Raw genomic sequence first — 22,457 nt, forward strand, 5'->3', positions numbered from 1 at the left:
TTGCCGGATTGGCGCACGGGGGTCCGTCGGGCGGAGCTACCGGCTCAACGGGCGGCCGGACGGGTCGATCCATTCGGCGGCCAGCACCGCGGCGATCTCCTCGACCAGCTCGGCGGCCCGACCGAGACAGGCCTGCGGGTCCGGTTCCAGGTCGGTGAGCGGATAGGCCGCCCGGATCCCGGCGGCCCGCAGTTCGTCGGGCCCGAGGCCGACCTGCCCCGCCACCGCCACCGCCGGCACGCCGGCCGCTCCGGCCGCGATCGCCACCCCGATCGGCGCCTTGCCATGCAGGCTCTGCGCGTCAAGCGACCCCTCCCCGGTGACCACCAGGCCGGCTCCCGCAACAAGCTTCCCGAAGCCGAGCAGGTCGAGCAGCAGCTCGATGCCGGGCCGGAACCGGGCTCCGAGGAAGGCCAGGGCGGCGAAGCCGACCCCGCCCGCCGCGCCGGCCCCCGGGCGCCCGGCAACGTCGACGCCCAGCTCGGCCGAGACCACCTTCGACCAACGGGCCAGGCCAGCCTCCAGGACGGCGATATCGGCTCCGGTCGCGCCCTTCTGCGGGCCATAGACGGCCGCCGCGCCGGCCGGCCCGAGCAGCGGGTTGTCCACGTCGCTGGCGAGGACGAACCGGGCCCGCCGGACCGCCGGGTGTAACCCGGCCAGGTCGACCCGGTGCAGCCGGCGCAGCGCCGCACCGCCAAGCGGCAGCTCGGCACCCCGGTCGTCGAGCAGCCGTACCCCCAGCGCGCCGACCAACCCAGCACCGCCGTCGGTGCTGGCACTGCCGCCCAGCCCCAGAACGATCTCCCGGCAGCCGTGGTCGAGTGCTGCCCGGATCACCTCCCCGGCGCCGTAGCTGCTCGCGTCGAGCGGGCTGGCCGTCCCCGCGCGCAGCCGCCGCTGCCCGCACGCGTCGGCGAGCTCCACCACGGCCACCCGGTCGGACCGGGCGAACGCGGTCCGCACCAGGGTGCCGGTTGGCCCGGTCGCCAGGACCGGCACCCGGCGGAAGCCCGCCGAGATCGCCGCGTCGAGGGTGCCGTCCCCGCCATCGGCCACCGGGAAGCCGCGTACCTCCACCCGCGGGCGGGCCTGGCGCAGCCCGGCGGCTAGGTGGTGGACGACCTCGGCCGCGGTGAGCGAGCCCTTGAATTTGTCCGGCGCCAGCAGTACGTAGCTCATCGCCGCGGGGCGCGGGTCAGGCGGCGGAGCGGCCGGAGAGCTGCTCGACCAGCTTGAGCAGCGCGCTGTGGTCGAGGCCGCCGTCACCCTGTGCCTTGAGCGCGGCGATCAGTTGGGCGACCGCGGAGCCGAGCGGGATCACGACGCCAGCCTCCCGGGCCGCGGAGGTGACGATGCCCATGTCCTTGTGATGCAGGTCGACCCGGAAGCCCGGCTGGAACTGCCGGGCCAACATTCCGGCCGCCTTGCGGTCCAGGATCCGGTTGCCGGCCAGGCCACCGGCCAGCACCTTGACCGCCGCCTCGGTGTCCACCCCGTGCGCCTCGAGGAAGACGATCGCCTCGGCGACGAGCTCGATGGTCCCGGCCACGATGAGCTGGTTCGCCGCTTTGACCGTCTGGCCGGCGCCGTGCGGTCCCACGTGCACGATCGTCTCGCCGAGCACGTCGAGGACCGGCCGCGCCGCCTCGAAGTCGGCGGTCTCGCCGCCCACCATGATGGAGAGGTGGCCCTCGACCGCCCCCGCCTCGCCGCCGCTGACCGGCGCGTCCAGCACCCGTACCCCACAGGTCTTGCCCGCCTCGGCGACCTGCCGCGCGGTCTGCGGCAGGATGCTGGTCATGTCGATGTAGAGCTGGCCGGGGCATGCGCTGGCCAGGATGCCCTGCTCGCCGAGCGCGACCGCCTCGACGTCCGCGGAGTCCCGCACCATGGTGATGACGATGTCCGACTTCTGCACCAGCTCGACCACCCCGGAGGCAGGCTGCCCACCGACCCGGGTCAGCGCCTCGGTCCGCTCCGGGCTGTGGTCGTAGCCGATGACGTCGTACCCGGCGATGATCAGGTTGGTGGCCATCGGGCGACCCATGATGCCGAGGCCGATGAAACCCACGGTGGTCATGTCAGCGATCTCCTTCGTTGGTCGGGTCAGCCCCGGCGGCCCGGCGTTCCCGGGGCAGCCATTCGAAGCTGCGCTCGCTGGGTCCACTCGGCACGTACTCCAGGCCCACCCAGCCGCGGTAGCCGGCCTGTTCGAGCCGGCCGAGGTGGCCGTCCAGGTCGATGTCGCCGGTGCCTGGTTCGTGGCGGCCGGGGGCGTCGGCGATCTGGACGTGCCCGACCCGCTCGGTGTGCTCGGCGATCACCTTGGACAGGTCGTCCCCGTTGACGGTGAGGTGGTACAGGTCGGCGAGAAACGCCAGGTTCGTCACTGCGCGTTCGGCCCGCATCAGGTCAAGCACGGCGATCGCGTCCGCCGCGGTGCGCAGGGGGTACGGCTGCGGACCGCTCACTGCCTCCACGAGCACGGTGCCCCCGATCTGGGCCACCGCGGCCGCCGCGGCGGCGAGGTTCTCCACCGCCACCTCGTCCTGCCCGGTCGGGTCGGCGTCGGGCAGCCGGTTGCCGTAGAGGGCGTTGAAGGATCGGCAACCGGTGGCAGCGCCAATCGCGGCGACCAGTGAGACGTTCTCGCGGAACTCGGCCGACCGGGCCGGCAGGGACACCAGGCCGCGATCGCCGCCGGGCATGTTCCCGGCGAAGAAGTTGAGGCCGACGAGCTGGACGTCGGCAGCACGGATGGCGTCGATGAACGCGTCGACGTCGGCCGAGGGCGGCACCGCCTCGGCGAACGGCCACCAGAATTCGACCGCGTCGAATCCGGCGGCTTTCGCCGCCGCGGGACGGCGCAGCAGCGGCAGTTCGGTGAAGAGGATTGAGCAGTTCACGTCGAAGCGGAGGCGGTGTGTGGGCACTGGCCCTCCCTAGCGGTTCGCGTACTTCGTAGTCTGTATGCAGTATGGAGGCACGTCAAGGCGTGGGCCGACCGAACCGCGTCGCGGCCCGGCGCCACGCGCCGGGCCGCAATCGTCACCTGTCGAGCAACCGGGCGGCGGCGAGAGCGAGCGCATCGAGCGCTTCCGGCTCGGCCTGCACCCGCCGGAGCAACTCGGCCCGCATCCGCGGATCCCAGAACGCGCGGATGTGCTCGGCGATCGCCTGCGCCGCGTCGTCGGGCGCCCGGTGGTGGAAATGCACGGCGATCTCGTTGGCCATCCTGACCTGTGGCGACATCACTTTCAGTCCACCATCGCCGCTAGCCGGGTCTCGGCGTGGGCCGCCTCGACCGGGGTGGCCGGGCTCTTGAGAGCGACCTGGACCGCGGTCACCTTGTATTCCGGACAGTTGGTGGCCCAGTCGGAGTTCTCCGTGGTGACCACGTTCGCGCCGGTGACCGGGTGATGGAAGGTCGTGTAGACCACCCCGACCGGCATCCGGTCGGACAGCACCGCCCGCAGCGAGGTGGCGCCGACCCGGCTGGCCAGGCTGACCTCGTCACCGTCGCCGATGCCGCGGACCTCCGCGTCGTGCGGGTGGATCTCGAGTACGTCCTCCGGGTGCCAGGCCACGTTTCCGGTACGCCGGGTCTGCGCCCCCACATTGTACTGGCTGAGGATCCGCCCAGTGGTCAGGATCAGCGGGAACTTGCGGGTGCTGCGTTCCCGGGTCGGCACGAACGGCGTCTGCACGAACCGGCCCTTGCCCCGGACGAAGCCGTCGAGGTGCATGATCGGCGTGCCCTCGGGCGCGTTGGCGTTGCAGGGCCACTGCACGCTGCCCAACTTGTCGAGCTTTTCGAAGGAGACACCGGAGAACGTCGGGGTGAGGGCGGCGATCTCGTCCATGATCTCGCGGGGGTGGTCGTAGTGCATCGGGTAGCCCATCGCCTGCGCGATCTCGGCCACGATCTGCCACTCGTGCTTACCGGTCTTGGGCGCCATCACCGGCCGGACCCGGTTGATCCGGCGCTCCGCGTTGGTGAACGTGCCGTCCTTCTCCAGGAACGAGGTCCCGGGCAGGAACACGTGGGCGTACTTGGCCGTCTCGTTGAGGAACAGGTCCTGCACCACGACCAGGTCCATCGCCGCCAGCGCGGCGGTGACGTGCGTGGTGTTGGGGTCGGACTGGGCGATGTCCTCACCCTGCACATAGATCGCCCGGAAGCTGCCCTCGATGGCGGCGTCGAACATGTTCGGGATCCGCAGCCCCGGGTCGGGCAGCAGGGTGCTCCCCCACATGTTCTCGAAGACCGCGCGTACGGCGTCGTCGGAGACGTGCCGGTAGCCGGGCAGTTCGTGTGGGAACGAACCCATGTCGCAGGCGCCCTGCACGTTGTTCTGGCCGCGCAACGGGTTGATGCCGACGCCCTCTCGGCCGATGTTGCCGGTGGCCATGGCGAGGTTCGCCATCCCCATCACCATGGTCGAGCCCTGGCTGTGCTCGGTGACGCCGAGACCGTAGTAGATCGCGCCGTTGCCCGCGGTCGCGTACAGCCGGGCCGCCGCACGCAGTTCCTCAGCCGGCACTCCGGTGAATTCCTCGACCGCCTCTGGGCTGTTCTCGGGGCGGGCGATGAACTCCGCCCAGGCGTCGAAGTCCTCACACCGTTGCGCCACGAACTCCCGCTCGACGAGGCCCTCGGTGAGCACGACGTGGGCCATCGCGTTGACCACGGCGACGTTCGTGCCCGGCGCGAGCTGCAGGTGGTGTGCCGCCTCGATGTGCGGCGAGCGCACCAAATCGATCCGGCGCGGGTCGACCACGATCAGCTTCGCGCCCTCGCGGAGCCGGCGCTTCATCCGGGAGGCGAAGACCGGGTGGCCATCGGTGGGATTCGCGCCGATCACCATGATCACGTCGGCCTTCGCGACCGAACGGAAGTCCTGGGTGCCGGCCGACGTGCCGAAGGTCTGCTTCAGGCCGTACCCCGTCGGGGAGTGGCAGACCCGGGCGCAGGTGTCCACATTGTTGTTGCCGAACGCCGCGCGGATCATCTTCTGCACCACATACACCTCTTCGTTTGTGGTGCGCGAGGAGGTTATGCCGCCGATCGCGCCGGTGCCGTACCGCGCCTGGATGGCGCGCAGCCTCCCGGCGGTGTACGAGATCGCGGTCTCCCAGTCCACCGGACGCCACTCGTCGGTGATTCTCTCCCGGATCATCGGGGTGAGCACGCGGTCCGGGTGGGTGGCGTAGCCGAACGCGAACCGGCCCTTGACGCAGGAGTGCCCCTCGTTGGCGCCGCCGTCCTTGAACGGCACCATCCGGACCAACTCGTCGCCGCGCAACTCGGCCTTGAACGAGCAGCCCACCCCGCAGTACGCGCAGGTCGTCACCACGCTGCGGCTCGGCATTCCGAGCTGGATCACCGACTTCTCCTGCAACGTCGCCGTCGGGCAGGCCTGCACGCAGGCGCCGCAGGAGACGCACTCGGAGTCCATGAACGGTTGGCCGCCGGCGGAGACCTTGGAGTTGAACCCCCGCCCCTCGATGGTCAGTGCGAAGGTGCCCTGGACCTCGCCGCAGGCCCGCACGCAGCGCGAACAGGAGATGCACTTGGACGCCTCGAAGTCGAAGTACGGGTTGCTGGAATCGGTCTCCTCGGCGAGGTGGTTGGCGCCGTCATAGCCGTACCGCACCTGCCGCAGGCCGACCGCGCCGGACATGTCCTGCAGTTCGCAGTCGCCGTTGGCAGAGCAGGTGAGGCAGTCCAGCGGGTGGTCGGAGATGTACAGCTCCATCACGCCCTGGCGGAGCTTCTCCAGCTTGGGCGTCTGGGTCCGTACCTTCATGCCCTCGGCGACCGGGGTGGTGCACGACGCGGGGGTACCCCGCCGGCCGTCGATCTCCACCAGGCACAACCGGCAGGAGCCGAACGCCTCCAGACTGTCGGTGGCGCACAGCTTCGGGATGTCGATCCCGCTCAGCGCCGCCGCGCGCATCACGGACGTGCCCTCGGGCACGGTCACCGGCATGCCGTCGACCTCGACCGAGACTGTCGCCGGGCCGGGCTTCGCCGGGGTGCCGAGGTCGTGTTCCTTCAGCAGGCTCATGGTCGCGCCTCCTCATAACGTGCGGTGAAGTCATCGGGGAAGTGCTGCAGGGCGCTGCGTACCGGCATCGGCGTCAGCCCGCCCATCGCACAGAGCGACCCCTCGGTCATCAGCTCGCACAGATCACCCAACAGGGCAAGGTTTCCGTCGGGGTCCTCGCCGCCGACGATGCGGTCGATCACTTCCACGCCGCGTACCGCGCCGACCCGGCAGGGCGTGCACTTGCCGCAGGACTCCTCGGCGCAGAACTCCATCGCAAACCGCGCCATCGCCGCCATGTCGACCGTGTCGTCGAACACCACGATGCCGCCGTGGCCGAGCATCGCGCCGGCCGAGGCGAACGCCTCGTACTCCAGCGGCAGGTCCAGGCCGGACTCCGGCAGGTAGGCACCGAGCGGACCGCCGACCTGCACCGCGCGGACCGGCCGCCCGGTCCGGGTTCCGCCGCCGTACCGCTCGATCAGGTCGCGCAGCGTCATGCCGAACGCGGTCTCGAAGACGCCGCCCCGGGCGATGTTGCCGGCCAGCTGGAACACCTGGGTGCCGCGCGAGCGTTCGACGCCCAGGGCCTGGTAGGCCGGGGCCCCGTCGGCGAGGATCGTCGGGACCGAGGCCAGCGTCAGTACGTTGTTCACCACGGTCGGCTTGCCGAACAAGCCGGTGATCGCCGGGATCGGCGGCTTGGCCCGGACCATGCCGCGCTTGCCCTCCAGGCTCTCCAACATCGCGGTCTCCTCGCCGCAGATGTACGCGCCCGCTCCGACCCGTACGTGCATGTCGAATCGGACGCCGGAGCCGAGCACGTCGACGCCGAGCCAACCACGGGCGCGGGCGATATCGATGGCCTGACGCATGGTCCGGACCGCGTCCGGATACTCCGAGCGGATGTAGATGTAGCCCTCCTGGGCGCCGACGGCGTACGCGGCGATCGTCATCCCCTCGACGAGGGTGAACGGGTCGCCCTCCATGAGCATCCGGTCCGCGAACGTTCCGCTGTCACCCTCGTCGGCGTTGCAGCAGACGAATTTGTCCGGGCTGGCGGTGTCGGCGACGGTCTTCCACTTGATCCCGGCCGGGAAGCCCGCGCCGCCCCGGCCGCGCAGGCCCGAATCGGTGACCTCGGCGACCACGTCGTCGGTCGACAGCCGCAGCGCCCGGCGTAGGCCGGCCATACCGCCGTGAGCGAGGTAGTCCTCGGGCGAGAGTGGATCGGTGATCCCGACCCGGGCGAAGCAGAGCCGGGTCTGGTCGCGTAGCCACGGCAGCCGGGCCACGACGCCCTGGCACAACTCATGGTCGGCACCGTCGAGCAGCCCGGCCGCCACCAGGTCGCCGACCTGGTCCGGATCGACCGGTCCGTACCCGATCCGTCCGCGTTCGGTGACCACCTCCACCAGCGGCTCGAGCCAGAGCATGCCGCGCGAGCCGTTGCGGATCACCTGGATCGGGCGGCCGGCGGCCGCGGCCACCCGCTTCAGCTCTGCGGCGACCAGGTCCGCGCCCACCGAGAGTGCGGCGGAATCGCGGGGTACATAGACCGTGACCGGCGCTGTCATGCTCTCTCCGCTTCCGTGACCAATAGTGCGTCCAACCGGCTCGGGCTGAGCCGTCCCTGCACCCGCTCGTTGATCTGACCGGCCGGGCCGAGTGCGCAGTTGCCGAGGCAGAAGACTTGCTCCAGGGTGACCGACCCGTCCGGGGTGGTCTGTCCGAGCTTGATCCCCAACACCTGTTCGACGTGCGCCACAAGTTGCTCCGCACCCACGGACTGGCAGGCCTCGCCCCGGCAGAGCTTCACGACGGTCCGGCCGGCGGGCTCGGACCGGAAGTCGCTGTAGAAGGTGATCACTCCGTGCACGTCGGCCCGGGAGAGGTTCAGCTCGGCCGCCAGTACCGGCACGACATTCTGGTCGACGTAGCCGAACTCGGCCTGGATACGGTGCAGGATCGGCAACAACGCCCCCCGATCGCCGCTGTGCGCGGCGACCAGCGCGCGCACCCGATCCGCCACCGTGCCGGGACCGTCCACGGCAAACCACCTCCACTCGCGCCGATCCATCGACCTAAACCATACGGTGTGCTGGATACGGTATGCAATACGTGCGTCCCCCGGGCATCGACTACCGCTACCGTGCACCCGCTCCATCGGCGTGCGGTCGATGGCCTGCTCGTCGACAAGAAGCCACTGGAAGAACTGCTGCAGCCCCTTGTGCTTGTTCAGCGCGGTGGACGCGGACCGCGTGTCGATCATCCAGGCCTGGAACACCTCCACGTGCGCCCGCGTCACCGCGGACGGTCGTCAGCCGCATCATCGGCGTCCGAATCCGGGGACAACTCCCCCAGATACCGACCCAACTGCGCGGCAGCGAGGAGGCAGTTGTAGCGAGTGGTCTCCGGATAGTTCCCGGCGCGCAACGACCGGTCCCAGTCTCGAAGGAACCCAACCCAGGCCCGAGACAGCCCGACGGAGAGCTTCCGAGGCAGGGCGAGGGTACCGATGGCTGGTTGAGGTGAGGCTCCGGTAAGACAAGCAATCGACCAAGAAAGATGCTCCACCGGGAGCCTCGTTGCTGTCTTACCCCTCTTCGATCGCCCTGTCCAACCGCACGCTCAACCACCTCGCCGGCCTGATCCGCACCCACCGCCACCAGCACCGCTCACACTGGCGCCGCCTCAACCCCGGCCAGCAAGCCCTGCTCGCGCCGGCGCATCTACGCAACGGTGACCCGTTCACCCGGCTCGCCGCCGGGTTCGGCGTCGGCACCGCGACCGCCTGGCGCTACGTCCGCGAAGCGATCACCCTGCTCACCGCCGCAGCAGACGACCTAACCGCCGCCATGGCCCGGATCCGCCGGCTGGCCTACGCGATCCTCGACGGCACCCTGATCCCGATCGACCGCGTCGCCGATCAGAAGCCGTACTACTCCGGAGAACACAAGCGGCACGGCGTCAACGTCAGGTCATCGCCGACCCGGCCGGGCGCCTAGTCTGGGCCTCACCGGCCCGGCCCGGCGCCGTCCACGACCTGACCGCCGCCCGCACCCACGACATCGTCAACACGCTGACCAGCGAACAAGTGATGACCTTCGCCGACCGCGGCTACCAAGGCGCCGGCGGCAGCCTCCGGACACCGTTCAAACGGCACCGTCGACGGCAACGACTCTCGCGCCGGGAGAAAGCGGTGAACCGGGCCCATGCCCGCATCCGCGCGCTCGGCGAACGCGCCATCGCCACCCTCAAAACCTGGCGTCTGCTGAGCAAACTGCGCTGCTGCCCACGCCGCGCCACCGCGATCGTGCAAGCCATCCTGGCCCTACACCACATCGAGAACCCGACCTACGGCAGTTGAAGCGCTCACTAGACCGGGACGAAGGTGGCGGCCAACACCCGCCAGTTGCCGTCCTCACGCACCCACAGCCGGGTGTAGCGCAACCGCGCGGACATAACGGCACCGCCCTGAACGGCAGCCACCGCAGCGACCGTGCGGGTCACCCCGGTCTCACCGTCTTCCTGGACGTCGAGCGACTCCTCCACCAGGTTAGTGATTCGCAGGGCACCCGAGCGGTAGCTCTCCAGGTCATCTTCCTTCGTAAAAATCGTGCCGTCCGGTCCAGCACCCACGACCTGGGGGTGCAGAAGCGCGTCGAGGGACTCGACATCGGCGGCGCGCTGAGCCGCTTGGAGCTGCCGTTCCGCAGTATGGAGATCCATCCACCGATCCTCTACAGCGCCCCGCAACAAGACAAGCGGGTTCGCTCGCGGCAGAACGGCAATGTCAGCCCAGTACGGCGTTCGCGGCACAACCGAACTTCGGCATGACCCGGTCGGCCACCCGAGAGGGTCCTCTACCTTGCTCCGAAACGAGGAACCATCCGTGCTGCGCGAACCAGTTGGAAAGTGCTCAATAAAAAGAGACCTCCCGCAGGTCACTGACCTGCGGAAACCCTCTCGCTGTCGAGGCGGCCGGATTCGAACCGACGACCCCTTCTTACCAACAGTAACCGAATCAAGCTTGTCATTGCTTGCCGAAAGTGGTCGCTGAGCTGCGGAGACACCGCCAGGCGCTCATCGCTCCTTGTCACCCTTCGTCAAAGATTGGGCGGGGTTTTCGGGGGGGGGGGGGTAAACGGGGGTCCCACACAGAACCCCGCCAGGTCTGATCGCCCCCGCTGGCCCTACCACCGTGTCGCGCCCGCCTCACGGCATGGGTGCTGACCGAATCTGTGGCAGCCCTTCCTCGGTCAGCGCAACCGTCAGCGGAACCTCACGCGACGGATCGCTCTCGATGCTGGCCCGCAACGACCGGTGCACAGGGCACTCGCACGACGGATGCAGCGGATCCGGACACCGGGCAAGAGCAACGTTCAGCTGTTGAAGTCCGTCAACGGCGACCGGCCACGACCAGCCCATGTCCCACGGCTCCTCCCACGGCTGGTGGAAACAGTCATGATCGAAGTACACGAGAAGGCCCGCCCCACACAAAGGACAGGCGGACAGGCTTCTCCAGCGGTAGTTGACCTGGTGCCCGGGAGTACCGTGCGGCACGCCCCAACTGCCGATACGAACAACGGTGCGCTGGTCCGCCCGGCAGGCGATGCAGATGCGCATGGCTAACCCTCCTCCACCGTCTGGCGACATCCACCACAGAGATCGACGCAATCACGGACGCCGTCAACCCAGCAGCGCACAGCGTGTCAAGGGAGGCAAGACATCGACGCGACCATCCACCGATACGGGTACCAGTCGCGGCCGGTCGCCACGATGCCGACCCCGGCCTCGATGATGTGAATCCAGCACAACCTCGAGGAGACTCGACCCCGAATCCATGACCGCCGGTCGGCAGTGGGCATGGCTCACCGTGACGCATCTCCAACAGTGCTGGCCCGCTTTCTGCACCGTGGTCCCCGACCTTCAGCTTGGGCCTGCGCAGCAGGGCGGTGGCGGTCTTCAGCTTTCGAATCGAGGGAGGGTTGGCGGCTGTCGTGGTGTCATCGGCCGCGAATCGCATCGACACGTCTACCGCGCTACGCGCCTCACGACCGATTCACATTCGCGTGCGGTCACGCCCAGATTGGTCTTGACTGCCTGTCCCCTTACCGACGGCTAACCTCGCACGTGCAGGCCGAAGCCCTTGCGGCCTGGCACTTCCAGGCCCTCCTTCAACCGCAGCGACGGGATCTCGTAGTCACCGAAGTTCTGGCGCCGGAACGGAATCGGCTCGGTCGTCTCCAGCGACAGCAGCCGCTCCTTCCACGCCTTCGCGGCGTCCTCAAAGTCGCCGCCGGTGATCTTGTCGGTGCCGTACAGCACGAACGGCGGCAGCACCTCCACGCCCGGGTAGTAAAGGATCCCGTGGTGGATCGGGAACAGCAGGTCCTCGATCGGGCCGTTGATCCCGCGATCGGTGTAGTGGGACTCCGGGCCCCCGACGGTCACCGACAGGATCGCCCGCCGCCCCTGCAGCGTCCCCTCACCGAAACGCTCGCCGTACCGGGTCTCGTCGTGCACTCCGACGCCGTACGCGAAGCGGAAGGAGAACACCCGGTCCACCCAGCCTTTGAGGATCGCCGGCATCGTGTACCACCACATCGGGAACTGGAAGACCACCGTGTCGGCCCACAGCAGCTTCTCCTGCTCGGCCGCCACGTCGGCCGTGAGCGCGCCGGCGTCGGTCGCCCCGCCCGAACTTGGTATCACCTGCAGCGGGCTCGTGGCGTGCTCGCCGAAGTCCGCCGCGTCCACCACGGCCTTCCAGTTCATCGCGTACAGGTCGCTCACCCGCACCTCGTGCCCGGCTGTTTCGAGCGTGGACACGGCGAGGTCCTTCAGTGAGCCGTTCAGCGAGCGCGGCTCGGGGTGGGCGTAGACGATGAGCGTCTTCATGGCTGTTCCCTTCAACGAGGTGTGTCGCCATAGATGCTCGGCCGCCGAGGCCGCGTCGTTCAGGGGCGGCTCTTCCATCGGACGGGACTTCCTGGTAATGGCAGGACCACGTTCACGTGCGTTACCCGAGTCATACTGGGGGCATGGACGATCTCGCGGGCTTCCTGCGCACCCGGCGCTCCCGGATCGACCCTTCCGCCGTCGGCATCCCCACCGACAGCCGCCGTCGTGTCGAAGGGCTGCGCCGCGAAGAGGTCGCGCACCTGTCCGGGGTCAGCGTCGACTACTACGTACGCTTGGAGCAGGGCCGGGCCACCCAGCCCTCTGAGCAGGTCCTCGACGCACTCGTCCGCGTTCTCGGCCTCGACGAGACCGAACGCGGGCACCTGTACCGGCTCGCCCGGCAGCGCCGCCGCCGCGCGAAGTCGCCCAGCGGGCGCCTACGGCCGGAGTTGCTGCGCGTACTCGACCTGGTCACCGACGCGCCCGCCCTGATCATGGACCACCGGCTGGACGTGGCCGCCGGGAATCGCCTCGCCAGGCTCCTCTACGGCCGGGAGATGCCGGGCTTGAACACCGCTCGGCACATCTTCCTCGAGGAGGCCGAGCGCGGCCTGTACGCCGACTGGGAGAAATGCACCCTCGACGTGGTCGGGCACCTGCGCTTGGCGGCCGGGAAGTACCCCGACGACCCACGCCTGGCCTCGCTTATCGGCGAGCTGGCAATGGGCAGCGAGCGCTTCCGCCGCCTCTGGGCCCGCGCGGACGTGAGCGCCCGCACACATGGACGCAAGGCGTACCGGCACCCGCTGGTCGGACTACTGGAACTGCATCAGGAGAACTTCGCACTGCCGGATGAATCAGGCATGGAGTTGCTAGTCCTGTCGGCGACATCGGGGAGTTCTACCGAAGACGGGCTGCGCCTGCTGGGCGCGCTTAGTAGTGACGGTAACCCCACAGGGAAAGGCTCACGGGTAACGAATGCGTCATGAGCCGCAATATGCCGTTGCAGCGGCGATGGTGGTTGACCGAGTATCTTCGCGGATGCGTTTGGCGGTGCCTGCGCGCCACCAACGTGCATTTTGATGGTCGGTGTATGCGGAAGATCGCTCCAACAGTCACGCTAGAATTACGTAGCCGAGAAGGTTTCGACGAATTCGATTGATACCTACTTTACGGTGCGCGATAGTTAGCGGGCGACATGCTCATCTGCCGCTCGGGTGGGCTGGCGTTCATCGCCGGTGGTGACGCACGGTGATGTATGACTACCTCTCCTGCTTCGGGGCCCAGTGTCGTAGCTGCCGATCAACTCGTTGTGCGCGCCGCAGCGTCGGCCTTCCTGGGTCACTACCGTGGGCAGACTCGCGTCCATACCGAGTCGGACCTGCTAGGTTTCCTGCGACTGGTGCAGCAACCACGACCTTGGCCCGCTGGCCGCGGCGCGGGTGGATATCGAGCGGTACGTGCGCTGGCTGCAAGACGTCCGCCGGTACCAGCCCTCGACGGTGTCGCGGCGCCTGTCGGTGGTGGTCGGGTTCTATCGGGTCTGCGTCATCGACGCCATCCTGGCGCACTCGCCAGCCGACTACGTCCGTCGACCCACCGTGCCGACTGAGTCACCGACCCTCGGACTGGGGCACCTGCAGTTCGAATCCCTCATCACCACCGCCCGCAAGTCCCCGAACCCGAACGACTTCGCCCTGGTCGCGCTCTTGGGCCTGCTCGGGCTGCGGATCTTCGAAGTCTGCAGGTCGAACATCGCCGACCTGGGCGAGGAACACGGTCACCGGGTCCTGCGCGTGCGCGGCAAGGGCGGCAAGGTCGTCCTCGTCCCGCTACCAGCCCCGAGCCATCGACTGGGCCGTCAACGAGCGCAGCAGCGGGCCGATCCTGCGAACACCCACGGTGCGCGGATGGACCGGTACGCCGCCGCCCGCCGAGTCAAGCACCTAGCTTAGGCCGCAGGATCCGGATGCCGAGGATAAGACGTTGGGTTATCGAAGCGCCTACCCGCAATGTCCGGGCAGCCCGCTCAGATGACTGGCCGAGATCTCCTACAACATCCGCTTCTTCTAGCCGCGATTCGCGCAGTGCCCGACGGCGCGGCTGTCAGCGCCCATACGATGAGTTGGGCAGGAGCAGCTCGAAGGCCGGCCCCGGGCGGGAGGGCTGCCAACCGGCAGCCAGGGCCTGGCGGACGCCTACAGCCACCGTGCCGGGCAACACCGGCTGGCTCGGTAATCCGAGCCAGTTGCCGGGATGAGCGCAAGGCAGCGATGCCACCATCAGGGCCCCTGGCTGCTCCGCACGCTCGACCACGAAGGTCAGCGGTGACCAGCCGAGGGCTTGACAGTAGGTCGGTCTGCGCCGAACCGACCAGCGGTAGGTCACGCCGTCCACCGTGATATTCCGAGAACCCTTGATTGCCAGCGTCATGCGCCCGCCCCGTCGGTCTCGGCCATCCCGTGGCGAGCACCGGAGCGAGAACCCGGTCGCGCCGCTATCAATATGGCCTAGCTCGGTGCTCGACGTATCCGAATTTGCCGCGATCCGGGCGTCACGGTGCGTAACGGCACGCGTCAGCGCCCCGGGTCTGGTCGTGCCGATCGCAGAACCGCCGGGTCGTCGATTCGGGTGATCATCCGGTGTCGAACCGGGCGAAAGTACGGTCCATAACGGCATGGACCGTACTTTGGGCCGATGCCGCGGCCGGACCGTCCGGCCATGGTGAACCCATGCCATCTATCCGTCGACGTGGCGTCCTGGTCGCCACAGGCCTGCTCGCGTTCGTCACCATCGCCATGTCCGCGACAACTCCCTCGGCCTCAGCTCGAGACACCATTGCCGACCGCGCATCGGCAACGCCGCCAAGCACACCGCGATTGCCCGAGCCCACCGGTCGTCGACCGGTTGGCACGACCTCGCTGCATCTGAAGGATCTCTCCCGGCCGGATCCCTGGGTTCCTACGGCGAAGGCGCGAGAACTCATGGTGTCGCTGTGGTACCCGGCGAAGACCAGAGACGGCCGGCCGGTGCAGTACCTGACGCAGAGGGAGTCCGAACTCATCCTCGAAGGCAGCCTGGGTACGCCGTCCGACTCGCTCAGCAGAACACGGACCCACGCCATCGGCGACGCCGAGCCCGCGGGAGGCAGGCACAAGCTTCCTCTTGTCGTACTCTCGCCCGGCTTCACCTGGCCACGCAGTTCCCTCTCGGCCCTAGCCGAGGACTTGGCAAGCTGGGGCTACGCAGTGGTCGGCATCGACCACACATATGAGACCTTTGCCACGACCTTTCCGGACGGACGGGTCACCACGTGTGCCGCCTGCGAACTGGAAGATGTCGAGGACTTCGGCAGGAAAGCCGAGGAGAGCAGAGCAGCCGACGTCTCGTTCGTACTCGATCAGCTCATCGGCGCTCACTCGAAATGGACCGGCAGCAGGCTGCTCGATCCGTCCCGGATCGCGATCGCTGGCAGCTCCCTCGGCGGTGCGAGCAGCACCGAGGTAATGCTGCGGGACCCGCGTGTGCGCGCCGGGATCAACATGGACGGTCACATGTTCGCCCCACTGCCCCCGGGCGGGCTATCGCGGCCGTTCCTTTTCCTCGGTCAGCAGTCGTTCCACAGCCCCGGAAGCGCGGCCGACACGACATGGGACGACAACTGGCCGCTGCTGACAGGTTGGAAGCGCTGGCTCGTGGTGGCCGGGTCGGTGCACGCCTCCTTTACGGACTACGACCTCCTGGCCGAGCAGATCGGCGTCGATCTGGGCAGCGACCTGACCGGGCTTCGGTCCGTGGAGATCACCCGCAGGTACGTCCGCGCGTTCTTCGACCTGAACCTCCGTGGAGTTGCACAACCGCTGCTGGACCGGCCTTCAGCGCGCTATCCCGAGGTCGGCTTCTGCTCGCCACCGGCAACGACCTGTCAGTAAGGCTCGTAGTGGAGTCCCGGCCCGCAGGCGACCGACGCTTCACGAGCCGGGCTCCTGGCCCCGGTCGTTAGGATCGGACCTGCGGCCTGCACCCGGAGACCGCGCAGGCCCATTGAGAGCCACACGACCAGCGTGGGCAGCCGATGTGAGAGCGACAGCCCGGGCACCTGGACCAAAGCCTGGCCGGGCCACGGTCCTACCCGCAATGAAACAAGCAGCCGATGACCGGATGCCGAGGGGTGGCACGTACTGTCCGGTCCCACACTGTGGGAGCGCGCCGAGTCTGGACTTCTACGCCGTTGACGAGAACTGGATCGCTGTGCTGGAGGCCGTCTTCGAGCTCGTCCGGCACGGGCGACGACACGTGGTCCTTTGCTCCGGTGAAGCCGGCAACCCAGCCGCGCTCAACAGCGAACTGATCCTGGGCCGCGAAACGCAGTATCCGCTCATGGCCGCGATCCGCACCTGGGCGACCGTCTGCTGGTGACTCACAGTGCGCAGGGACGCAGTGCCACTGAGTCGGGTCGCGAGGGGACTCCAGTGACTGCGCTGTCTCATGAGACATCCGAAGTCTGGAGAATGATGGCTGGCGGGCACCTGCCTTCCGCCGGCCCGACGGCGTGTACCTGCAGTCCAGAGCCGGCCGGGACGTCACCACCTACTTTCCCGACATCACCCGAGCCGTCGCCGAAGCCGTCGAGCCGGGTGCCGTCCTGGACGGCGAGTTGGTGGCGTGGGAAGGCGAACGAACCAACTTCGCCCAACTGCAGCGACGAGTCACCGCCGGCGCGCAGCTCCCCGACATCGCCCGACGCCACCCTGCGCACTACGTCGTCTTCGACCTGCTCAGCGCCTCATCGGGCCGACCACTACTGGACCGTCCCTGCACGAGCGACGTGCCCTACTCACACAGTTGCTCGCCGACGCACCCGCCCAACTCACCCTGTCCCCACAGACCACCGACCTCGACCAGGCCGCCGAATGGTTAACCAACTGGACCGCCGCGGGCATTGAGGGTGTCGTGATCAAACGCCCCAACGGGCGGTACGAGCCGGGCCGGAGAACCTCGCCCTGCTTACTTGCTGGCTCGCACGCACACTCACCACACTCCCACCGGCACACGTCACCCTGATCCGCGCGTTCGCCGAGTGGCACGTGACGCGCGACGCCGATCCGTACGTGGCCGCTACACCTACGCCGCCGACAAGGGAGACTCCGGCAATATCCGAGCCGCCACTCGAGTCCTGACCTGGCTGGATGAGCAGCACCTGACGCTCGCCACCCTGTCGCAGGCAGACCTCGACGGCTGGGCTTTAGGCAACTCAACCCTGAGGGCCGGCAGTATTCCCTTCATCCAGTGGGCGGGGGCGCGCGGCCTGACCACCGCGCTCACCATCGCCCATCCACCCAACCGGCCACCCAGCCACTTCCAAGTCGACGACATCCAGCATGAGGAACTGCGGCAGCGCCTCGTCGCCGAGTTCGCGGTCCACCCGGGATGCTGGCGCGTGGTCCACGGGGGTTGCCGCGTCCGGCCTGTGGAGACGGCGAGCCACCTTGATGCCTACGGCGACGTCCCCACCAGGCTTCGGTCAAGTAGCCGCTGAGCGTGTGTTCGGTCTTTTGGCGCCGCTGACCGACCGATCTTCTGCTGGCCGAGGCGCCGAACGTCGGAGCCCCGGCCAGTGGCCGTTGTGGTTTCTCAGCGGTCGGTCGGTTGCATCCGGACAAGAACCGGAGTCACCCGGTGGTCGCGGAGGGCCGTTCCGACCGGGGATCCACGACAGTGGCTGGTGGGAGAGAGGCGTGCGGGTCGAGCCGGCGTTGGAGTCGTCGCAGCGGGGCGGGGGCCCACCAGTTGGCTTGCCCGGCGAGGCGCATGAATGCCGGCACCAGCATGGCGCGGATGATGGTCGCGTCGATCAGGATCGCGATCGCGATGCCGATGCCGATCATCTGGAGGTACATGACCCTGCCGGTGGCGTAGAGGGAGAACGACACGGCCAGGATGACGGCGGCAGAGGTGATCAGGGGAGCACTACGCTGCAACCCCTCCAGCACCGCTCGGGTGTTGTCGCCGGTGGCCTCGTACCGCTCCTTGATTCGGGAGAGCATGAACACCTCGTAGTCCATGGATAGTCCGTAGGCGACGCAGAACATCAGGATCGGGAAGGCGGGGTCGAGAGTGCCGATCGGCGTGAAGCCGAGCAGTGACGAGAACGCTCCCCCTTGGAAGACGAACACCAGCGCGCCGAACATGACGGAGAGGCTGAGCAGGTTCAGCACGGTGGCCTTGACCGGGATGAGCAGACTGCCCGACATCAGGAACAGCAGTACGAACGTGATGGCGAGGATCAGCGCGGCGACCAGCGGCACCCGTTCCATCAAGGTGGAGCGGAAGTCGGTCAACTCGGCCGGGTACCCTCCGACCAGCACGCGCTCGAACGGCGCCGGCTCGGCCCGGATCCGCTCGACGAGTTCGGAGACCTCGGTGCCGGCGAGCACGTGGCGGGTCGGGATCGCCTCCAGACGGGTGCCCGTGGCACTGGTCAGCCGTTCTGGTTTCGGTGCCGGGCGTGCCAGCGTACCGTCGACGAAGACGCCGACGGCCGAGTTGACCTGCGCGATGCCGTCGATGCGCGAGAGTTGGGCGGCGTAGTCGGCGGCCCTGGCGTCTGGGCGTCCGGCTGGGGCGAGGATGTGTATGGCGTCATTCGCCTCCTGGGCGAAGGTGGCGCGTAGCTCGTCGTACGCCTGGCGGGTGGACGCCGACGGCGGCAACACCCGGTCGTCGGGCAGGCCGATCCGCAGCCCCAGCGCCGGCGCGCCGAGCACCGCGACCAGGACGAGCCCCGCGGTGCCGAACAGCAGCGGCCGTCGCATCACTCGGACACCGAAGCCGTACCAGCGCCGGCCACTGGCCGCGCCGGGCGATGCGCCGCGGGGCATCGCCCGGGGGCCGAGCACGGCGAGCGCCGCGGGCAGCAGGGTCAACGAGCCGAGCACCGCCGTCGCGACGACCAGGACGCCCGCGTAGGCGAAGGAGCGCAGGAAGGGGTACGGGAACACGAGCAGCGCCGACAGGGAGGCGGCGACCGTGAGCCCGCTGAAGATGACGGTACGGCCGGCGGTGCGGACCGTCGTCGCCACCGCGTCTGGTGTCCGCGCGCCGGCGGCCAGTTCTTCGCGGAACCGCGCGATGACGAAGAGGCTGTAGTCGACGCCGAGACCGATGCCCATGACCAGCGTGATGTTGGCGGCGAACGTCGACACCTCGGTGACTCCGGCCAGCAGCCGGAGCCCGGCCAGGGTGCCGAACACGGCGAACAGTCCGATGCCGAGGGTTAGCATGGCCAGCCGTACCCGCCGGTACAGCGCGAACAGCAGGATGACCATCAGGGGAATGATCAGTATCTCTGCTCGAACGAAGTCCATCGTCGCCTGCTGGCTTATCTGGGCGGACGCCGCCTCCGCGCCGGCCACCTGCACGTCGATCGTCTCTGAGGTGCGCGTGAATGCGGGCAGCAGCCGTTCCCTGATCTCCGCGCGCGCGGTCGTGGCGTCGCCTTCGACGTGGGCGAGGACCAGCGCCTGCCGGCCCTCCGAGCCGCGCAGCATCGGGTCACGCCCCTCCGTCCAGTACGACCACACGTCGGCGACGAGTGGCCGGTTCCGCAGGTCGTCGGAGAGTTGCTGAGCGGCGGCACGGGTCGCCGGGTCGTCTACGGTGCCGCCGTGGGCGGTGATCAGCAGGATGAGGTTCGCGTTACCGGTGTTGAAGTCCCGGCGCAGCACCTCCTGGGCGTGAACCGACTCGGTGCCGGGCGCCTCCCAACGGCTGAGCACCAGGACGCCCATGGCGCCGGCCCCGACAGCGGCAAACGCCAGGGTCACGATCAGACCGGTGACGAGCGTGAGCCGACGATGGCGGGCAACGTACGCGCCTAGCCGGTGCAATGGTGACATGCACGGTCCTCTGCTAGTGTCAAAACACGAGCGGTCGCCCGTATTTTGACAGTACGAGTGATCACTCGCATTAGTCAAGGCACTGTCCGCAACGCGAAGGGGTACGGGTGACTGAGGCCCATTCGGTCAAGCGGCAAGCGCGGGGGCGACAGCGGATCGCCGACATCCTCGACGCGGCGCTCGCCCTGTTTGCACAGAACGGGTACGAGGGGACGAGTACCAACGCCATCGCCGCCCGTGCCGGCATCTCGCCCGGTTCGCTGTATCAGTTCTTCCCGAACAAGGAGGCGATCGCGGAGGCGCTCTCCGCCCGACTGCTAGAGCAGATGCGGGCTGCACACTCCTCGGCGTTCGACCTGGCGCAGGTCACCGACCTGACATTGAACGAGCTGATCGATCGGATGGTAGACCCACTCATCGCGTTCAACCTGGAAAACCCGGGCGCGAAGGCACTGATGGCGAACACCGACCTGCCGGCCCGCCTGCAAGGGGCGGCGCGGCCGCTGCAACAGGCGGTGGTCGACAGGGTAGCGGCTATCATCGGAGCCCGTTCCCCCCGGCTGCCCGCCGCCGAACGGAACCTCGCCGCCATGGTGACGGTGCGCATCGTCGTGGCCATGATGCCGCCCATCGTGGCGGCACAGGGAGCCGAGCGGAACGCCCTGATCGCCGAACTGAAGAAGGCGCTGCACGGCTACGTCCTCCCGATCGAGGCCCACTGACGCAGAGCTACGATGCCCCGCACCTCAGCCAGGGGCTCTCCACTGCGCTCACCGCACCGGAACAACCCACAACTACCCGCCCGCCCGACAGGCTGTTCGCGCACCGGCAGGGGCGAAGACCCGCAACCACGAATGCGGCCGGTAGAGCGCCGCGTCGCCCCGACACCGCACGACTTCAGTTTCGTGTTGGCCTTCGGCGCGTGACCCAGCACGATCTGCTCGGACAGACCTCGGACGAGGTAGCCGCGGTGACGTGGCGCCAACGCCTGCCGCAACCAGTTCTCGATCAAGCTGGCGCCGGGGGTACGTATCCGGGCCTCCTCGCGTGGCATCCGTACGAGCGTCGGCCCGCGGGCAGCTCGGGTGCACATTGGCGGTGGACGCACTGGCGTCTCCAGTGGCATCGGTCCGGTCAGCTTCTACTCCTCCCTCGGTGGCACCACCCGCAGAACGAGCCCTGCCCGCAGCAGAACCCCGTCGGCGGCCGCCTACCAGCGGCAGCTCGCCGCGCAACGCGAACCCACATATTTCATCCTCGCCGCGTTGCAGGACGAACCGTTGCACGGCTACGCCATCGTCAAGCGCGCGCAGGAGTTGTCCGACGGGCGAGTGCGGTTGACAACCGGCACGCTGTACGCCGCGCTGGACCGGCTCACCGGTGAGGAGATGGTGCGGGTGGCCGAGGAGACGGTAGTCAACGGTCGCGCCCGTCGCACGTACGAGCTGACCGAGCGTGGGTTGTCCGCACTGCACGAGGAGGCGGCGCGGCTGATCGCCGCGGCTCGGGTCGTTCGAGACCGCTCCGTACGGTCGACGGCCGCGACGGTTCGGACGGCGCCGGCATGACCGGCCTGGAGCGCCGCTACCGGTGGCTGCTGCGCGCGTACCCTCGGGCCTATCGGCAGTACCGCGCCGACGAGATGCTGGAAACGCTGCTGGTCGCAGGCGAGACGGACCGGAGGCACCCGAGGCTTCGGGAGTCCCTCGCACTCGTGGTGGGAGGTCTGCGGGTCCGCTCCGGTGTGGACCGGCTCGGCTCCCGGGAGACCCTGCGGTACTCCGCGCTGCGATTGACCGCGCTGTCCCTGCTCCTGTGCGGCGTTGCATTTGCGGCTCTGCCTCTCCTGTGGCGCTTGTGGATGCTGTTGCCGGGTGATTCCGCCAGCAATGAGCATGAGGGGAGCCTGGTCACGCCCGCATTGCTGATTCTCGCGTCGGCCGCTGCGGCATGGGCTCGCTACCGTCTCGCGCTCGCCATGACGATCGGCGCCTTCGGCGCGGAGATTTGGTACGCCGTGGCGAATGACCCGTGGTATCTAGAGCCATGGACGGGGCTTGACACGGTGCTGGGGGTCCGGACGGGTCTCTACCTGCCCATGCAACTTTCTATGTGGGCGTGCGTGATGGCCGCACTGACGATGGTGCCACTGCTTCGAGCGCGTCAATCACGGGCGGCGCGACCATGGATCTGGCTTGTCGTCGTGGCAATGACCATAACTGTCGTGACGCCTAATCCGCTCAATGGCTGGGTCGACCAGTTGACCCTGCCGGTCATCGTGGCTGCGGGGCTGGTGGCGGCTCTCGTGGGCGCGGCGCTCGATGTGCGGATATCGATCGCGGTCAGCGCAGTCCTTTTGGCACTAATCCTGCCTATGTTGGCCTATGAGCACAACCATTGGGTGCTTTACGGTCTGGAGGACTTTGGACCGCGAGATCTGCTTCTCGGAGCCGTGCTCGGAGTCTTGGCAATCAATATTACGGTCAGCCGATTGGCCGCCCGCCGGCAAGTCGCCCTGTGAGCAGCGTGGTCGCCCGGGTCCGCGCCACGGGCCCGGCCGGCGTGTCACCCAACCCGGCCAACGTTTGTGGCCACGGCA

General features: G+C 68.4%; 20 protein-coding genes and 2 pseudogenes. 10 read left to right on the forward strand and 12 right to left on the reverse strand.

The window, feature by feature from the left end; genetic code table 11:
- Nucleotides 1-36 precede the first annotated feature (36 nt).
- The 7 genes from ACQEUX_RS12525 to ACQEUX_RS12555 all read right to left on the reverse strand — a co-directional run bounded on the left by ACQEUX_RS12525 (nt 37) and on the right by ACQEUX_RS12555 (nt 8,346).
- Nucleotides 37-1,182, reverse strand: a complete 1,146-nt coding sequence (locus tag ACQEUX_RS12525; protein ID WP_433045961.1) for a glycerate kinase — start codon at nt 1,180-1,182, stop codon at nt 37-39.
- A 16-nt stretch (nt 1,183-1,198) separates the two neighbouring features.
- Nucleotides 1,199-2,083, reverse strand: a complete 885-nt coding sequence (locus tag ACQEUX_RS12530; protein WP_433045964.1) for a 2-hydroxy-3-oxopropionate reductase — start codon at nt 2,081-2,083, stop codon at nt 1,199-1,201.
- Nucleotide 2,084: 1 nt separating this feature from the next.
- The gene (locus tag ACQEUX_RS12535) at nt 2,085-2,936 is read right to left on the reverse strand and encodes a hydroxypyruvate isomerase family protein (protein ID WP_433045967.1); all 852 of its coding nucleotides are present in this window, start codon (nt 2,934-2,936) and stop codon (nt 2,085-2,087) included.
- Between the two features lie 115 nt (nt 2,937-3,051).
- Complete coding sequence (locus ACQEUX_RS12540) at nt 3,052-3,255, reverse strand: formate dehydrogenase subunit delta (RefSeq protein ID WP_433045970.1); 204 nt, start codon at nt 3,253-3,255, stop codon at nt 3,052-3,054.
- Between the two features lie 5 nt (nt 3,256-3,260).
- A complete protein-coding gene (fdhF, locus tag ACQEUX_RS12545) occupies nt 3,261-6,074 on the reverse strand; it encodes a formate dehydrogenase subunit alpha (RefSeq protein WP_433045973.1) in 2,814 nt (937 codons plus the stop codon).
- Nucleotides 6,071-7,630 carry a formate dehydrogenase beta subunit gene (locus ACQEUX_RS12550; RefSeq protein ID WP_433045976.1) on the reverse strand — a complete coding sequence of 520 codons (1,560 nt, stop codon included), beginning with the start codon at nt 7,628-7,630 and terminating at the stop codon, nt 6,071-6,073. Before ACQEUX_RS12550 ends, fdhF begins: the two co-directional genes overlap by 4 nt.
- Entirely contained in the window at nt 7,627-8,346 is a 720-nt protein-coding gene (locus ACQEUX_RS12555) for a formate dehydrogenase subunit gamma (RefSeq protein WP_433045979.1), read from the reverse strand. The genes ACQEUX_RS12550 and ACQEUX_RS12555 overlap by 4 nt, the downstream gene beginning before the upstream one ends.
- Before the next feature lie 295 nt (nt 8,347-8,641).
- On the opposite strand from ACQEUX_RS12555, the pseudogene ACQEUX_RS12560 reads away from it, so the two are divergent.
- Nucleotides 8,642-9,423 (forward strand): annotated as a pseudogene (locus ACQEUX_RS12560) (transposase family protein).
- A gap of 8 nt (nt 9,424-9,431) precedes the next feature.
- Here ACQEUX_RS12560 and ACQEUX_RS12565 read toward each other — a convergent pair.
- From ACQEUX_RS12565 to ACQEUX_RS12575, 3 genes are all read right to left on the reverse strand, one after another.
- Nucleotides 9,432-9,785, reverse strand: a complete 354-nt coding sequence (locus tag ACQEUX_RS12565; protein WP_433045982.1) for a nuclear transport factor 2 family protein — start codon at nt 9,783-9,785, stop codon at nt 9,432-9,434.
- A 486-nt stretch (nt 9,786-10,271) separates the two neighbouring features.
- Complete coding sequence (locus ACQEUX_RS12570; protein ID WP_433045985.1) at nt 10,272-10,682, reverse strand: hypothetical protein; 411 nt, start codon at nt 10,680-10,682, stop codon at nt 10,272-10,274.
- A 495-nt stretch (nt 10,683-11,177) separates the two neighbouring features.
- Nucleotides 11,178-11,957 carry an NAD(P)H-dependent oxidoreductase gene (locus tag ACQEUX_RS12575; RefSeq protein ID WP_433045988.1) on the reverse strand — a complete coding sequence of 260 codons (780 nt, stop codon included), beginning with the start codon at nt 11,955-11,957 and terminating at the stop codon, nt 11,178-11,180.
- Between the two features lie 143 nt (nt 11,958-12,100).
- Between ACQEUX_RS12575 and ACQEUX_RS12580 the strand changes: the two genes are divergently transcribed.
- Nucleotides 12,101-12,949, forward strand: coding sequence for a helix-turn-helix transcriptional regulator (locus ACQEUX_RS12580; RefSeq protein ID WP_433045991.1), 849 nt, complete (start codon nt 12,101-12,103; stop codon nt 12,947-12,949).
- A gap of 471 nt (nt 12,950-13,420) precedes the next feature.
- Nucleotides 13,421-13,915, forward strand: coding sequence for a hypothetical protein (locus tag ACQEUX_RS12585; RefSeq protein WP_433045994.1), 495 nt, complete (start codon nt 13,421-13,423; stop codon nt 13,913-13,915).
- Nucleotides 13,916-14,066: 151 nt separating this feature from the next.
- Here the strand turns inward: ACQEUX_RS12585 and ACQEUX_RS12590 are convergent, their stop codons facing one another.
- Nucleotides 14,067-14,393, reverse strand: coding sequence for a hypothetical protein (locus ACQEUX_RS12590; protein ID WP_433045997.1), 327 nt, complete (start codon nt 14,391-14,393; stop codon nt 14,067-14,069).
- A gap of 299 nt (nt 14,394-14,692) precedes the next feature.
- Between ACQEUX_RS12590 and ACQEUX_RS12595 the strand changes: the two genes are divergently transcribed.
- The 4 genes and pseudogenes from ACQEUX_RS12595 (at nt 14,693) to ACQEUX_RS12610 (ending at nt 17,499) form a co-directional block, all read left to right on the forward strand.
- Nucleotides 14,693-15,892: an alpha/beta hydrolase family protein gene (locus ACQEUX_RS12595; RefSeq protein ID WP_433046000.1), complete on the forward strand. Its 1,200-nt coding sequence runs from the start codon at nt 14,693-14,695 to the stop codon at nt 15,890-15,892.
- A 319-nt stretch (nt 15,893-16,211) separates the two neighbouring features.
- The gene (locus tag ACQEUX_RS12600) at nt 16,212-16,379 is read left to right on the forward strand and encodes a hypothetical protein (protein ID WP_433046003.1); all 168 of its coding nucleotides are present in this window, start codon (nt 16,212-16,214) and stop codon (nt 16,377-16,379) included.
- A 133-nt stretch (nt 16,380-16,512) separates the two neighbouring features.
- Nucleotides 16,513-17,024: pseudogene (locus ACQEUX_RS12605) on the forward strand (hypothetical protein).
- 16 nt (nt 17,025-17,040) lie between these two features.
- A complete protein-coding gene (locus tag ACQEUX_RS12610) occupies nt 17,041-17,499 on the forward strand; it encodes a hypothetical protein (RefSeq protein WP_433046006.1) in 459 nt (152 codons plus the stop codon).
- 133 nt (nt 17,500-17,632) lie between these two features.
- Here ACQEUX_RS12610 and ACQEUX_RS12615 read toward each other — a convergent pair whose 3' ends face one another.
- Nucleotides 17,633-19,858, reverse strand: a complete 2,226-nt coding sequence (locus ACQEUX_RS12615) for an MMPL family transporter (protein WP_433046009.1) — start codon at nt 19,856-19,858, stop codon at nt 17,633-17,635.
- A gap of 107 nt (nt 19,859-19,965) precedes the next feature.
- Between ACQEUX_RS12615 and ACQEUX_RS12620 the strand changes: the two genes are divergently transcribed.
- The 3 genes from ACQEUX_RS12620 (at nt 19,966) to ACQEUX_RS12630 (ending at nt 22,379) form a co-directional block, all read left to right on the forward strand.
- Nucleotides 19,966-20,580, forward strand: coding sequence for a TetR/AcrR family transcriptional regulator (locus ACQEUX_RS12620; protein ID WP_433046012.1), 615 nt, complete (start codon nt 19,966-19,968; stop codon nt 20,578-20,580).
- A gap of 363 nt (nt 20,581-20,943) precedes the next feature.
- Complete coding sequence (locus tag ACQEUX_RS12625; RefSeq protein ID WP_433046015.1) at nt 20,944-21,426, forward strand: PadR family transcriptional regulator; 483 nt, start codon at nt 20,944-20,946, stop codon at nt 21,424-21,426.
- Entirely contained in the window at nt 21,423-22,379 is a 957-nt protein-coding gene (locus ACQEUX_RS12630) for a hypothetical protein (RefSeq protein WP_433046018.1), read from the forward strand. Before ACQEUX_RS12625 ends, ACQEUX_RS12630 begins: the two co-directional genes overlap by 4 nt.
- Nucleotides 22,380-22,457: the final 78 nt, after the last annotated feature.

The organism is Micromonospora sp. CA-259024, from assembly GCF_050936255.1.
Taxonomy (GTDB): Bacteria; Actinomycetota; Actinomycetes; order Mycobacteriales; family Micromonosporaceae; genus Micromonospora.

Bases quoted from the DNA above. Each gene is read 5' to 3' on its own strand.
- ACQEUX_RS12540 (WP_433045970.1), bottom strand. From the start codon at position 3,255: ATGTCGCCACAGGTCAGGATGGCCAACGAGATCGCCGTGCATTTCCAC.
- ACQEUX_RS12615 (WP_433046009.1), bottom strand. From the start codon at position 19,858: ATGTCACCATTGCACCGGCTAGGCGCGTACGTTGCCCGCCATCGTCGG.
- ACQEUX_RS12630 (WP_433046018.1), top strand. From the start codon at position 21,423: ATGACCGGCCTGGAGCGCCGCTACCGGTGGCTGCTGCGCGCGTACCCT.
- ACQEUX_RS12590 (WP_433045997.1), bottom strand. From the start codon at position 14,393: ATGACGCTGGCAATCAAGGGTTCTCGGAATATCACGGTGGACGGCGTG.
- ACQEUX_RS12525 (WP_433045961.1), bottom strand. From the start codon at position 1,182: ATGAGCTACGTACTGCTGGCGCCGGACAAATTCAAGGGCTCGCTCACC.
- ACQEUX_RS12575 (WP_433045988.1), bottom strand. From the start codon at position 11,957: ATGAAGACGCTCATCGTCTACGCCCACCCCGAGCCGCGCTCGCTGAAC.
- ACQEUX_RS12580 (WP_433045991.1), top strand. From the start codon at position 12,101: ATGGACGATCTCGCGGGCTTCCTGCGCACCCGGCGCTCCCGGATCGAC.
- ACQEUX_RS12595 (WP_433046000.1), top strand. From the start codon at position 14,693: ATGCCATCTATCCGTCGACGTGGCGTCCTGGTCGCCACAGGCCTGCTC.
- ACQEUX_RS12530 (WP_433045964.1), bottom strand. From the start codon at position 2,083: ATGACCACCGTGGGTTTCATCGGCCTCGGCATCATGGGTCGCCCGATG.
- ACQEUX_RS12550 (WP_433045976.1), bottom strand. From the start codon at position 7,630: ATGACAGCGCCGGTCACGGTCTATGTACCCCGCGATTCCGCCGCACTC.
- ACQEUX_RS12565 (WP_433045982.1), bottom strand. From the start codon at position 9,785: ATGGATCTCCATACTGCGGAACGGCAGCTCCAAGCGGCTCAGCGCGCC.
- ACQEUX_RS12570 (WP_433045985.1), bottom strand. From the start codon at position 10,682: ATGCGCATCTGCATCGCCTGCCGGGCGGACCAGCGCACCGTTGTTCGT.
- fdhF (WP_433045973.1), bottom strand. From the start codon at position 6,074: ATGAGCCTGCTGAAGGAACACGACCTCGGCACCCCGGCGAAGCCCGGC.